This window comes from Mesorhizobium amorphae (genome assembly GCF_014843845.1).
Lineage (GTDB): Bacteria > Pseudomonadota > Alphaproteobacteria > Rhizobiales > Rhizobiaceae > Mesorhizobium > Mesorhizobium amorphae_A.
In genome coordinates, this window is the sequence record NZ_JHQS01000013.1 from 23,083 (window position 1) to 34,540 (window position 11,458).

The window sequence follows — 11,458 nt, forward strand, 5'->3', positions numbered from 1 at the left end:
AGGATTTTTCGATGAGACCCACTGTCGTGAAACTTGGCGCAGCAGCATCGCTCGCCAACCTTGCCGGCCCGGCCTGTGCCCATGTCGGGTCAGGCTATGCGGACGGCATTGCCGCGGGCCTCGCGCACCCGCTGCTCGGTCTCGACCACCTGCTCGCCATGGCGGCGGTCGGGGTCTGGTCGGCGGTCGCCATGCCCTTGCGGGTCTGGACCGCACCGGCCGCCTTCCTCGCGGCCATGAGCGGCGGCGCCGCGCTCGCCTTTGTCGGCGTCGCCCTGCCAGCGATGGAAGGCATGATCGCGCTGTCGGTGCTGGCGCTCGGGCTGATGATCGTTTTCGGTGCAGGTTTACCGGGCATCGCCGGCATAGGCCTTGCCGGGCTGTTCGCGCTGTTCCACGGCCATGCGCATGCCAGCGAGGCCGCAGGAGCAACATTTGCCTATGTCGGCGGTTCACGCTGTCGATCGCAGCATTCCACCTCTTTGGCGTCGGCCTTTCGCTCTGGCTGCGAACCGGCCTCGGCATGCTGGTCGCCGGCTCGGGTGCCGCGCTCGTCTTCGGCGGATAGGAGGCGACCGTGAACCATACATCTCACAGCGAAGAGGCGGTCTATGTCTACGAGGCGCCGCTGCGCCTCTGGCACTGGGTCAACGCCGTCGCGATCGTTGCGCTGGCCGGAACCGGCTACCTCATCGGTTCGCCGCCGCCATCGGTCGGCGGCGAAGCCAGCGCCAGCTTCGTCTTCGGCTGGATACGATACCTGCATTTCGCGGCCGGCTATGTCCTGATTGCTGGCTTCGCCTTCCGCATCTACTGGGCCTTCGCTGGCAACGAGCATGCCCGGCAGATATTCCTGCCGCCTGTCTGGCGCGGCCGCTTCTGGCGGGAAGTCTGGCATGAGGTGCTCTGGTATGCCCTGCTGGTCAGGGAGCCGATTAAGTATTCGGGGCACAACCCGCTCGCCACGATCGCCATGCACATCCTGTTCGTCTGGTTCACCATCTTCATGATCGTGACCGGTCTTGCACTCTACGGCGAAGGGACCGGAATGGGTTCCTGGCAGCACACGCTGTTCTCGAGCCGGGTGATCCCGCTGTTTGGTCAGAGCCAGGACGTCCACACCTGGCACCATCTCGGCATGTGGGTGATCATCTGCTTCGTCATCATCCACATCTATGTCGCGGTGCGCGAGGACATCATGTCGAGACAGACGATCATTTCCTCGATGTTCTCAGGCTGGCGGACTTTTCGGGGCAACGGTACCCCGCGTGATTCCGACTAGGACTTTCGTGACCTCACCTGCTGGCGCGGGCGTTTGCCCCGCGCCGGCTTTTTTTCTTCAAGAGGGGTTGCCTTCAAGTCGACGCACACTTCGTCTCGGCTTCGCCTCGACAGCTCTCCCCCTTCATGCGTCCGTTCGACGGGGGGGAGTGCCAACCGCAACGCCCGGCGCCCTTCCTCTGTCCCTTTCAGGGGCAAAGATGCGGAACGAGGCGGAGTGGGGTGGGCGAGTGAACGCAAACTTTTCATCGGCCTGGAATTTCGGTTCAGTCCGGCCGATGCCGCACCCGTCAATGGAAGGATACTTTCCGTCTGTGCGGTAAAATCGCAATCGCGCTTTCCGCGTCGTTGCTATCCAGAGATCACCCCTTATTTCGCAACCATTTGCCGGCCCCCCGCCAATTGGCCCGCCTCTTGCTACCGGAAAGAAAAAGGTACGGAGGAGGCTTCCCAATGAACGGCGCGCCACGGGTGCTCGTGCTCGGCATCGGAAATCTGCTATGGGCCGATGAGGGCTTCGGCGTCCGCGTGGTGGAGGAGTTCCACCGGCTCTGCGAAACGGCGGATAACGTCCGGGCCATGGATGGCGGCACGCAGGGCATCTACCTCGTCCAACATATCCGCGAGGTCGACATCCTCGTCGTGTTCGACGCGGTCGACTACGGCCTGGCGCCCGGCACGCTGAAGCTCGTCGAAGGCGGCGAGGTGCCGGCCTTCCTCGGTGTGAAGAAGATTTCGCTCCACCAGACTGGCTTTCAGGAAGTTCTCGCCATGGCCGAGATGATGGGTGACTATCCCGCCCATCTCCTTCTCGTCGGCGTGCAACCGGTCGAGCTGGACGACTACGGCGGCAGTCTCCGGCCCGCTGTGAAGGCTCAGATCGAGCCCGCAATCGAGATCGCCATCGAGTGGCTCGCCGGGCACGGCGCGACGATCGCCAAGCGCACCGAACCGCTGGCCGAAGAAGAGACGCTCGCCTCGCGCGAAATGCGCATCGGCATCTACGAGAGCGGTCGACCCCGGCCGGAAGAGGCTTGTCGTCACGGCGACGCGCGGCTTCTCGCGAATAGTGCCTTCGCTGGCCCGGCGAATTTCGAGCGCGAGGTCGATGCGCTTTTGCAATCGTCCGGAGGGCAGGGCTGATGTGTGTCGGCGTTCCCTTCCAGGTGATTGAATGCAGCGGCGGCATTGCCCTGTGCACCGGTCGCAGCGGCACGCGGCGCCTCGATATGACGTTGGTGGGCGACCAGCCGGCGGGTACGTGGATACTCGCCTTCCTCGACACCGCGCGCGAGACTGTCACAGCCGAGACGGCGCGTCTGATCGCCGACGCCATCGAAGCGACGGAGCGTGCGCTCGCCGGCGACACCGACCTCGACCACCTCTTCGCCGACCTGGTCGGCCGCGAGCCGCAACTGCCGGAGCATCTGCGGCCAGCGCAAGCCCTTTCACCGCAAGGCACGGAGGACGCCTGAGTCCATGTTTTCACCCATTCTCACCATGATGATGGAGCGCCACCGCATCCCGGTGGTTGACGAGACGAACATCGACGCGTTCGCCGAGGCTCACGACTTCACCGCGCTGTTTTTCCCCGGTGACTGGCTGCGGCTCGCCGAGAGCAACGATGTGGCGGTGATCCTGCCGGAGCTGGTGCAGGCCTTCCAAGGCCTATTCAAGCCGGCCGTGGTATCGCGCGAGTCCGAGCGCAAGCTGCAAAGCCGCTATCGCTTCAACGCCTTTCCGGCGCTCGTCTTCCTGAGGAACGGCGAATATCTCGGCACCATAAAGCGCGTGCTCGACTGGGAAGACTACCTCACCGAGATCGCCGGCATGCTGACGCGCGAGCCGAGCGCGCCGCCGCCTTTCGAGCTTCCCGAAGCCTGCGCCACGCATGACCGTCGCGACTATGATCATTTCCACTGAGCGAAAGCGGCCGGGGAGGGCGCGCCATGGCAGCATCACTATTCGGCGGCATCGGGCCGGGTTCACAGCCAGGCGAAGAGGACGGCGGCGACTTGCAGTATATGGAAATGCCGAAGGGCATGGCGACCTCTGCGACACCCGTGTTGCCGGAGAAGGAAAATGTCGCCGGCCTCGAAGCTGCTTTGGCGGTGCTCTCCGCGCTAGCCGAAAGCCTCGGCCGGTCCTCGCCGGATTGCGAAAACGCGGTGCATGATCTTTCCGGCCTCGACCGCGCCAATCGTGCGCTGATCGACCAGGCGCTGGGCGAGGGCGAGGTCTCGATCATCTGCGGTGACGACCTGCAGGCTCAGGAGTCGGTGCTCACCGGTATCTGGCGCGTGCGCCAGACCGGACCGGATGGCAGGCTCGTGCGCGATTTCGTCGAGATCGGCGCCTTTCCCTCGGCCGTGCTGGAGAGGGCCTTCGCCGGCTGCCGCAATACGCTCGCTGTGCCGACGACCTATCCGATGGGCGTCTTCAACGCGCCGCCGCTGATTTCGGAGCTCAATGACCGCATCCCGCTCGTCGGGCTCGGCGTCGGGCCGCACGTCATAAACCTGTCGCTGCTGCCGCACACTGAAGAGGACCTGACCTTCTTCGACGGCCTGCTTGGCCAGGGGCCGGTGATCGTGCTGTCGCGTGGCTACGGCAATTGCCGCGTGACCTCGACGGCGACGCGCTGCGTCTGGTGGGTGCGCTTCTTCAATTCGACCGACGATCTCATCCTCAACACGATCGAGGTCACGGCCTTGCCGGAGGTGGTCCGCGCCGCGCCCGAGGATATTGCCGACAGCCGCCAGCGGCTCCTCGAAATCCTGGAGGTCTACCAGTGAACGACTCCTTCTTTGCCGGTTCCTATGGCGGCGACAATGCCAAGATCGACCCGATGTCGCGGCTCGAATGCAGGATTTGCTGGCATGTCTACGACCCGGCCGAGGGCGACGACTACTGGCAGATCTCGCCCGGCACGCCCTTCGCCGAACTGCCGGCGCACTGGAGCTGCCCTACCTGCGACGGCTCCAAGCAGGGCTTCATGGTCGTGAGCGATTGACATGGATCATTCGCAAACCGTCGCTGCCCGTCTAGAGTTCGTGTTTCAGCGGATCGAACGGACGGCCATGGCAGGAATTCCGATCCTCAATCCGGCACTTTGCGTCAGCGCGGTGGGCATGCGGCAGTGGCAGGGCGAATGGCTCGCGGTTCTCGTCACGCCCTGGTTTATGAACCTCGTGTTTCTACCTTCTGACGACGGGCAAGCGCCCCCGCGCGTGCCCACGGGCACGAAGGAGCATGTTTCATTCCCGGCGGGCCGGTTCGAGTTCATCCAGGCCTATGAAGAGCAGCTCGGCTGCTACCGCATGTGCTCGCTGTTCTCGCCAATGTTCGAATTCGCCGACCAGGACGGTGCGCAAGAGGCCGGGCGGCAGGTGCTTGCGGAACTGTTCAATCGTGAGGCGGAAGAAGACGAAGACGGCGACATGGTCCGTCGCGGTCTCCCGGCACCTGCCGCGCGGCGGGTCTCATACGGGCCGTCAACCGGCAAGCGCGCTTGGCCGTCACTGCAGATGCTCGGGCTGGCGGATGCTACGCCACTTGATCGCTTCGCACCCGCCAGCCCAAAGGTGCACCAGTGAGCGTTGATGGCCGCGTCTCCATCGATCTCGTCTGCGATGGCGGTCGCGTTGTGGAAGCCATCGTTATGCCGCCGCGCCCGATTGCGCTTGGTCCGGTCGTGCGAGGCCGGCCGGCGAGGGAGGTCGTCTCGGTGATCGGCTCGCTGTTCAGTGTCTGTGGTATTGCGCAGTCGGCGGCGAGCGTCGAGGCAGCCGAAGCGGCCCTGGAGATCGGGACGGACCGGCGCACGAAACAAGCGCGGCGGCTTCTTGTCTTTGCCGAGACGCTGCGCGAGCATCTGCTGCGCATTGGCTTGGATACTGCCAGTCTCGCGGGCGAGCCTGCGGACGGTAAATCTGCGCACGGTAAAACCCTGCGCCGGGCTATGGCCCTGCCGCAGCGCCTCAAGCAGGCGCTTTTTCCAGGCGGGAATGCGTTCGTTCCCGGCGTATGCGTGGGGATGCCGGGTGCGGAAGCCGCCGAAACGGCCGCCGAAGCGAGCAATCTAACGCAGTCCGTGGTCTACGAGGGCGAAAAGCCGCTTGGCGAGATGGATCGCGATGCCTTCGCGGGGTGGGCTATGGAGCGCAGCACGGTTGCGGCCCGCCTCATCGCGCCGGTCCTGGCAAGGGGCTGGGCCATGATAGGCCACCCCGAAACGACAAATGGGGGAAACGGACATTTTCTGAAGGAAGCGTCGGCCGACACGAGCTGCCTCGCCAGGCAGGCCGGTGCGCCGCTCGTTCGCGCTTTCCTTTCCGAAAACGGTGGAGCCGGGCTGGCCGCACGGCTGGCCGCCCGCTTGGTCGAGGCATCGAAGCTGCCGGGGCAGATCGCCGGAGAGCTCGCGGCCCTGCGGGATGTCGCGGACGGGTCCGAAGTGCCTACGTGCGAAGTCTTTCGCGACGAGAACGGGGGCCGCTTTGCTACCGCCTTCGCCGAGGCAGCACGCGGCCGGCTGGAACATCGGATTGTTTTGAACGACGACCGTATCGCCGACTACGCTATCACGGCTCCGACCAGCATTCATTTCGCCGAGAGCGGCATTGCCGCGCGCTCGCTTTCGGCGCTCGCTGCATCCAGGCGTGAAGATCTGGCGGTCCAGGCCGATCTCCTGGTCCGGGCCATCGACCCCTGCGTCGGCTACGATGTGAGGTTCGGCTGATGCACGAGATGGCGATATGCGAGAGCATCCGTGGCATCCTCGAGGAAGAGGCCGCCAGACAGGATTTTCGGAAGGTGGGCCGCGTCTGCCTGGAAATCGGGCGGCTATCCGATGTCGAGGTCGAGGCGCTGAAGTTCGGCTTCGATGTCGTCATGCGTGGCTCTCTGGCGGAAGACGCAAGACTGGAAATCGTCGAGACGGAAGGCAGGGCCTGGTGCATGCCTTGCGGTCAGAGCGTGCCGATCGCGGCCCGCTTCGATCCATGCCCCGACTGCGGAAGCCATCAGTTGCAGGTGACCGGCGGCGGGGAAATGAAGATCAGGGAATTGGAGGTGAGCTGATGTGCACTGTTTGCGGATGTGGCGAGGGCGAGGTCCGGATCGAGGGCAAGGCGCATGGCCGTCACCATCATCACGGCCACGAGGGCCATGATCACCACCACGATCATGATCATGGCCCCCATCATCATCATCACGATCATGTGCACGATTGTGGCTCGGGCCCCGCTGGCACCCATGCGCCGGGCATGAGCCAGGCGCGGATGGTCAAGCTGGAAAAGGATATCCTTTCCAAGAACAACGAGTATGCCGATGCGAACAGAAAAATGTTCGCCAAGCGCGGCGTGCTTGCGCTCAACCTCGTCTCCAGCCCCGGCTCTGGCAAAACGACGCTGCTTTGCCGCACGATCGACGCACTGAGGGGCAAGTTGCCGATCGCCGTGATTGAGGGCGACCAGCAGACTTCCAACGATGCCGACCGCATCCGCGCCACCGGTGCGCCCGCGATCCAGGTCAACACCGGCAAGGGCTGCCACCTCGACGCGCATATGGTCGGCCATGCCGCAAATCACCTCGACCTTGCCGAAGGCGGCCTGCTCCTCGTCGAAAACGTGGGAAACCTCGTCTGTCCGGCGGGGTTCGATCTCGGCGAGGCGCACAAGGTGGTGGTGCTCTCAGTCACCGAGGGCGAGGACAAGCCATTGAAATATCCCGACATGTTCGCCGCCGCCGATCTCATGATCCTCAACAAGACAGACCTGTTGCCGCATCTCGACTTCGACGTGGAGGCCTGCATCGCCAACGCCCGAAAGGTGAACCCGCGGATTAAGGTGCTGAGGGTTTCCGCGCGCACGGGCGAGGGGATGTCGGACTGGACGGCCTGGATCGGGGCGGCCCGCGCCATGGCGCTAGCCGGCCATCCGCTGGCGGCCGAGCTCAAGGGCGCAGCCTGATGTGCCTGGCCATTCCCGCCCGCGTCGTTGAACTGCTCGATGACGACATGGCCGTGGTCGCGTTCGACACGGTCAGGAAGCGCATCTCGCTCGCGCTTGTCGACGACGTTGCGGTCGGCGATTTCGTGCTCGTCCATGTCGGTTATGCGCTCCACAAGGTGAGCCCCGAGGAGGCCGAGCGCACGCTGCAGCTAATGGCCGAAGCGGGGGAGCTGGAGGGGGAGCTGGAGGAGATTTCGGCGTGAAATATATCGATGAATATCGCGACCACGAGCTTGCGAAGACCATCGCCGGCGCCATCGCGACCGAGGCTGATCCGGAAAAGAGCTATCATTTCATGGAGTTCTGCGGTGGGCACACGCATGCGATCTTTCGCTACGGCGTGCAGGACCTGATACCGCAGAACGTGCATTTCGTGCACGGACCCGGATGCCCCGTTTGCGTGCTTCCCATCTCTCGCCTCGACGATGCGGTGGAACTCGCCGAGCGGCACGGGGTCATCCTTTGCACCTATGGCGACATGATGCGCGTGCCGGGCACCAAGCAACGCAGCCTGATCCGCGCCAAGGCGGACGGAGCGGATGTCCGCATGGTCTATTCAACGCTCGATGCCTTGAAGATCGCGCGTGAAAACCCCGAGCGGCAAATCGTCTTCTTCGCCATCGGCTTCGAAACCACGACGCCGCCGACGGCCGTCGCGATCAAGACGGCGCAAGCCGAGGGGTTCAAGAATTTCAGCGTGTTCTGCAACCATGTGCTCACGCCGGCCGCGATCTCTCACATTCTTGAATCGCCGGAAGTGCGGAAGCTGGGCGTCGTCAAGATCGACGGGTTCCTGGGACCTTCGCACGTCTCCTCCGTGATCGGCTCGCAGCCATATGAATTCTTTGCTGAGGAATTCCAGAAGCCGGTTGTCATCGCCGGCTTCGAGCCGCTGGACGTCATGCAGTCCGTTCTGATGCTGATCCGGCAGGTCAATGAAGACCGGCACGAGGTCGAGAACGAATATACCCGCGTCGTGACCGAGGAGGGCAACCTCAGGGCGCAGGCACTGGTGAGCGAGGTCTTCGAACTGCGCAAGACCTTTGACTGGCGCGGCCTCGGCACCGTGCCCTACAGCGCTCTGCGCATCCGCGACGCTTATGCCGATTTCGACGCCGAGAAGCGCTTCGAGCTGTCGGTCAAGGCTTCGCGCGAGGTGAAGTCCTGCGAATGCCAGTCGATCCTGCGCGGGGTGAAGAAGCCGACCGACTGCAAGCTGTTCGGCACCGTGTGCTTGCCGCAGAACCCGATTGGCTCATGCATGGTCTCCTCCGAGGGCGCCTGCGCGGCCTACTGGACCTATGGCCGTTTCCGCGAGCCGAAGCCGTTGGAGGCGGCGGAATAATGAGCGCGAACGATCCCAGGCTAGCCGTCACCACCTCGTCGGTCCGCGGCGCGGTGGACATGACGCATGGCGCGGGCGGCCGTGCGATGGCCGAGCTGATTCGGGATATTTTTCAAAGACATCTGGCCAACGAGTTCCTGGCCCAGGGCAACGACGCGGCCCTGCTCGGCACCGTCTGCGGACGCCTGGTGATGGCAACGGACGCGCATGTCATCTCGCCTCTGTTCTTTCCGGGCGGGGATATCGGCGCGCTGGCGGTCCACGGCACGATCAACGACGTCGCCATGATGGGCGCGCGGCCGCTCTGGCTGTCCGCGTCCTTCATCCTGGAGGAAGGTTTTCCGTTAGCCGAACTGGAAAGAATAGTTGTTTCAATGGCTTTTGCCGCCCGGGAAGCAGGCGTGCCCGTGGTTACGGGCGACACTAAGGTGGTGGAGAAGGGCAAAGGCGACGGCGTTTTCATCTCCACGACCGGTGTTGGCGTGCTGGCGAACGGCACTTACGTCTCCGGAAGCAATGCCCGGCCGGGCGATGCAATCCTTGTCTCCGGCAGCATGGGCGACCACGGAGTCGCTATCCTGTCGAAGCGCGAACACCTTGATTTTGAAACGGAAATCACCTCCGATAGCCAGCCGCTGCACGATTTGGTGGCGGCGATGCTTGCTACCATTCCCGGTATCCTGGTGCTGCGTGACCCCACGCGCGGCGGACTGTCGGCGACGCTGAACGAAATCGCGCAGCAGTCCAACGTCGGAATGGTAATCCGGGAAGCGGCGGTTCCGGTGAAGCCGGAGGTCGCGGCGGCGTGCGAACTGCTCGGCCTCGACCCGCTGAATGTTGCCAACGAAGGCAAGCTGATCGCCATCTGCACGGCGGAAGACGCGGAGACTTTGCTCGCCGCTATACGCGCTCATCCCAAGGGCCGGGATGCCGCAATCATTGGCGAAATCGTCGCAGACCAGCATGCGCTGGTGCGGATGAAAACAAGACTTGGCGGTATGCGCGTGGTCGACTGGATCGCCGGGGAACAGCTTCCGAGGATCTGCTGAAGATGCGCATTCTGCTTCTCGTCACCGCCTTCAACGCCTTGAGCCAGAGGATTTTCGTGGAACTTGGCGAGCACGCACACGAGGTCTCGGTCGAGATGGACGTCAACGATGAGCGGACCATCGAGGCGGTAGATTTGTTTCGGCCGGACCTCGTCATCGCCCCCTTCCTGAAGCGCGCAATCCCGAAAAAAGTCTATGAAAATCAATGCTGTATGATCGTTCACCCAGGCATCGTCGGCGACCGCGGCCCCTCCGCGCTGGACTGGGCGATGATGGACGGGGCGACGCAGTGGGGTGTCACGGTGCTGGAAGCGGCGGCCGAAATGGATGCCGGGCCGGTCTGGGCGAGCGCCACCTTCGCGATGCGAAAGGCGACGAAATCGAGTCTCTACCGCAATGAGGTGACCGACGCGGCGGTGACGGCGGTGCTCGAAGCGATCGCGCGGTTCGAGCAGGGCGAAAAGCCAATTGCCTCGGAAGAACCATCTGTTGCGCGCCTTGGCCGGTGGCGGGACGCGATCAAACAGGCGGACCGGCGGATCAATTGGGCTGTCGACACGACCGAAACGGTGCTGAAGAATATCGCAGCAGCGGACGGCGCGCCGGGCGTGCGGGACAATTTTTTCGGCGAAACGGTCTTCCTTTTCGACGCGCGAGAGGCACGTAAACCGGGGGGTGACGTGCCTCTCGCGCGGGGTGAGCGGGGCAAGATATCGCTCCGGGAGCCGGGAGCGGTCGTCGCCAGAAGCGGGCCGGCGATCGCCCTCGCCACCGTCGACGGCGCGTTGTGGATCGGCCATGTCCGGCACCCCAATTCGCCGCACCCGTTCAAGCTGCCGGCGACCATGGTCTTCGCGAAGGAAGTTGCAGGCCTGCCGGAGATCCCGCCCAATTCACCGGGCGGATATCAGGACATCATCTACGAAGAAGACAGTGCGGTCGGCTATCTGCACTTCCCCTTCTATAACGGTGCAATGGGAAAGGACGCCTGTCGAAGACTTTTGGACGTTTATACAAAAGCGACGGAGCGTCCGACCAGGGCGATCGTGCTGTGCGGAGGACCTCAGTTCTGGTCCAACGGGCTCGACCTCAACCGGATCGAGGCGGCCGACAGCGCGGCCGACGAGTCCTGGGTCACCATCAATGCCATCGACGACCTCGCCGAGGCGATCATCCGCACGACAAGCCACATCACCGTAGCAGCGCTTGCCGCAAATGCGGGAGCGGGCGGCGTGTTTCTCGCCCGCGGCACCGACCAGGTCTGGATGCGCTCGAGCGTCATCCTCAACCCGCATTACAAGGACATGGGCAATCTCTACGGCTCGGAGTTCTGGACCTATCTCCTGCCGAACTGCTGCGGGTCTGAGAATGCCCGCCGGATCGCGGCGGCGCGCCTGCCGATGGGTGCGAAAGAGGCGCTGAATCTGAATCTGGCCAACCGGGTGTTCGCGGGGGCAAGCGAACTGTTCATGGCGCAAGTGAGGGCGTCGGCTGCCGCGCTGACCGGGAGCGCAGAGTTTCCGCGGTTGCTCGCCGAAAAACAAGCCCAGCGCGCAGCCGATGAGGCGGCCAAGCCGCTTTCGGCCTATCGCAAGGAGGAGCTTTCGCGGATGCGCCGCAATTTCTACGGCTTCGACCCGAGCTACCACGTCGCGCGGCATAATTTCGTGCACAAGGTGCCGAAGTCGCGCACCCCAGTGACGATCGCCCGCCACCGCGACGTCGCCTGGCAGGCCGGCCGGGAGGAGATGAGGAAGGCATCGTGAGCC

15 protein-coding genes are annotated in these 11,458 nt (G+C 63.9%); all 15 read left to right on the plus strand.

Annotation, left to right across the window (positions count from 1 at the left end):
- Positions 1–11: 11 nt before the first annotated feature.
- Positions 12–581, plus strand: a complete 570-nt coding sequence (locus DH08_RS06580) for a HupE/UreJ family protein (RefSeq protein ID WP_192178517.1) — start codon at positions 12–14, stop codon at positions 579–581.
- On the plus strand, positions 578–1,282 hold the full coding sequence (gene cybH / locus DH08_RS06585; protein WP_192178519.1) for a Ni/Fe-hydrogenase, b-type cytochrome subunit: 705 nt from the start codon (positions 578–580) through the stop codon (positions 1,280–1,282). Before DH08_RS06580 ends, cybH begins: the two co-directional genes overlap by 4 nt.
- Before the next feature lie 452 nt (positions 1,283–1,734).
- Positions 1,735–2,424 (plus strand): HyaD/HybD family hydrogenase maturation endopeptidase, encoded by a 690-nt coding sequence (locus DH08_RS06590; protein WP_192178521.1) that lies wholly within the window; start codon positions 1,735–1,737, stop codon positions 2,422–2,424.
- Complete coding sequence (locus DH08_RS06595) at positions 2,424–2,756, plus strand: HypC/HybG/HupF family hydrogenase formation chaperone (protein WP_192178523.1); 333 nt, start codon at positions 2,424–2,426, stop codon at positions 2,754–2,756. Before DH08_RS06590 ends, DH08_RS06595 begins: the two co-directional genes overlap by 1 nt.
- 4 nt (positions 2,757–2,760) lie before the next feature.
- A complete protein-coding gene (locus tag DH08_RS06600; RefSeq protein ID WP_192178525.1) occupies positions 2,761–3,204 on the plus strand; it encodes a thioredoxin domain-containing protein in 444 nt (147 codons plus the stop codon).
- Between the two features lie 26 nt (positions 3,205–3,230).
- Positions 3,231–4,076, plus strand: coding sequence for a hydrogenase expression/formation protein (locus DH08_RS06605; protein ID WP_192178527.1), 846 nt, complete (start codon positions 3,231–3,233; stop codon positions 4,074–4,076).
- Positions 4,073–4,294, plus strand: coding sequence for a rubredoxin (locus tag DH08_RS06610; RefSeq protein WP_145722857.1), 222 nt, complete (start codon positions 4,073–4,075; stop codon positions 4,292–4,294). Before DH08_RS06605 ends, DH08_RS06610 begins: the two co-directional genes overlap by 4 nt.
- Before the next feature lies 1 nt (position 4,295).
- Positions 4,296–4,877: a [NiFe]-hydrogenase assembly chaperone HybE gene (gene hybE / locus DH08_RS06615; protein ID WP_192178529.1), complete on the plus strand. Its 582-nt coding sequence runs from the start codon at positions 4,296–4,298 to the stop codon at positions 4,875–4,877.
- Positions 4,874–6,022 carry a hypothetical protein gene (locus DH08_RS06620; protein ID WP_192178531.1) on the plus strand — a complete coding sequence of 383 codons (1,149 nt, stop codon included), beginning with the start codon at positions 4,874–4,876 and terminating at the stop codon, positions 6,020–6,022. The genes hybE and DH08_RS06620 overlap by 4 nt, the downstream gene beginning before the upstream one ends.
- A complete protein-coding gene (gene hypA, locus DH08_RS06625) occupies positions 6,022–6,363 on the plus strand; it encodes a hydrogenase maturation nickel metallochaperone HypA (RefSeq protein ID WP_192178533.1) in 342 nt (113 codons plus the stop codon). Before DH08_RS06620 ends, hypA begins: the two co-directional genes overlap by 1 nt.
- Entirely contained in the window at positions 6,363–7,253 is an 891-nt protein-coding gene (hypB, locus tag DH08_RS06630; RefSeq protein ID WP_192178535.1) for a hydrogenase nickel incorporation protein HypB, read from the plus strand. Before hypA ends, hypB begins: the two co-directional genes overlap by 1 nt.
- Complete coding sequence (locus DH08_RS06635; protein WP_192178536.1) at positions 7,253–7,498, plus strand: HypC/HybG/HupF family hydrogenase formation chaperone; 246 nt, start codon at positions 7,253–7,255, stop codon at positions 7,496–7,498. Before hypB ends, DH08_RS06635 begins: the two co-directional genes overlap by 1 nt.
- Complete coding sequence (gene hypD, locus DH08_RS06640) at positions 7,495–8,640, plus strand: hydrogenase formation protein HypD (RefSeq protein ID WP_192178538.1); 1,146 nt, start codon at positions 7,495–7,497, stop codon at positions 8,638–8,640. Before DH08_RS06635 ends, hypD begins: the two co-directional genes overlap by 4 nt.
- Positions 8,640–9,689, plus strand: a complete 1,050-nt coding sequence (hypE, locus tag DH08_RS06645) for a hydrogenase expression/formation protein HypE (protein ID WP_192178540.1) — start codon at positions 8,640–8,642, stop codon at positions 9,687–9,689. Before hypD ends, hypE begins: the two co-directional genes overlap by 1 nt.
- Positions 9,690–9,691: 2 nt before the next feature.
- Complete coding sequence (locus tag DH08_RS06650; RefSeq protein ID WP_192178542.1) at positions 9,692–11,455, plus strand: hydrogenase maturation protein; 1,764 nt, start codon at positions 9,692–9,694, stop codon at positions 11,453–11,455.
- Positions 11,456–11,458 lie beyond the last annotated feature (3 nt).

Coding starts and splice junctions, on each gene's coding strand:
- DH08_RS06580 (WP_192178517.1), top strand. CDS start 12: ATGAGACCCACTGTCGTGAAACTTGGCGCAGCAGCATCGCTCGCCAAC.
- DH08_RS06590 (WP_192178521.1), top strand. CDS start 1,735: ATGAACGGCGCGCCACGGGTGCTCGTGCTCGGCATCGGAAATCTGCTA.
- DH08_RS06595 (WP_192178523.1), top strand. CDS start 2,424: ATGTGTGTCGGCGTTCCCTTCCAGGTGATTGAATGCAGCGGCGGCATT.
- DH08_RS06600 (WP_192178525.1), top strand. CDS start 2,761: ATGTTTTCACCCATTCTCACCATGATGATGGAGCGCCACCGCATCCCG.
- DH08_RS06605 (WP_192178527.1), top strand. CDS start 3,231: ATGGCAGCATCACTATTCGGCGGCATCGGGCCGGGTTCACAGCCAGGC.
- hybE (WP_192178529.1), top strand. CDS start 4,296: ATGGATCATTCGCAAACCGTCGCTGCCCGTCTAGAGTTCGTGTTTCAG.
- hypA (WP_192178533.1), top strand. CDS start 6,022: ATGCACGAGATGGCGATATGCGAGAGCATCCGTGGCATCCTCGAGGAA.
- hypB (WP_192178535.1), top strand. CDS start 6,363: ATGTGCACTGTTTGCGGATGTGGCGAGGGCGAGGTCCGGATCGAGGGC.
- DH08_RS06635 (WP_192178536.1), top strand. CDS start 7,253: ATGTGCCTGGCCATTCCCGCCCGCGTCGTTGAACTGCTCGATGACGAC.
- hypE (WP_192178540.1), top strand. CDS start 8,640: ATGAGCGCGAACGATCCCAGGCTAGCCGTCACCACCTCGTCGGTCCGC.
- DH08_RS06650 (WP_192178542.1), top strand. CDS start 9,692: ATGCGCATTCTGCTTCTCGTCACCGCCTTCAACGCCTTGAGCCAGAGG.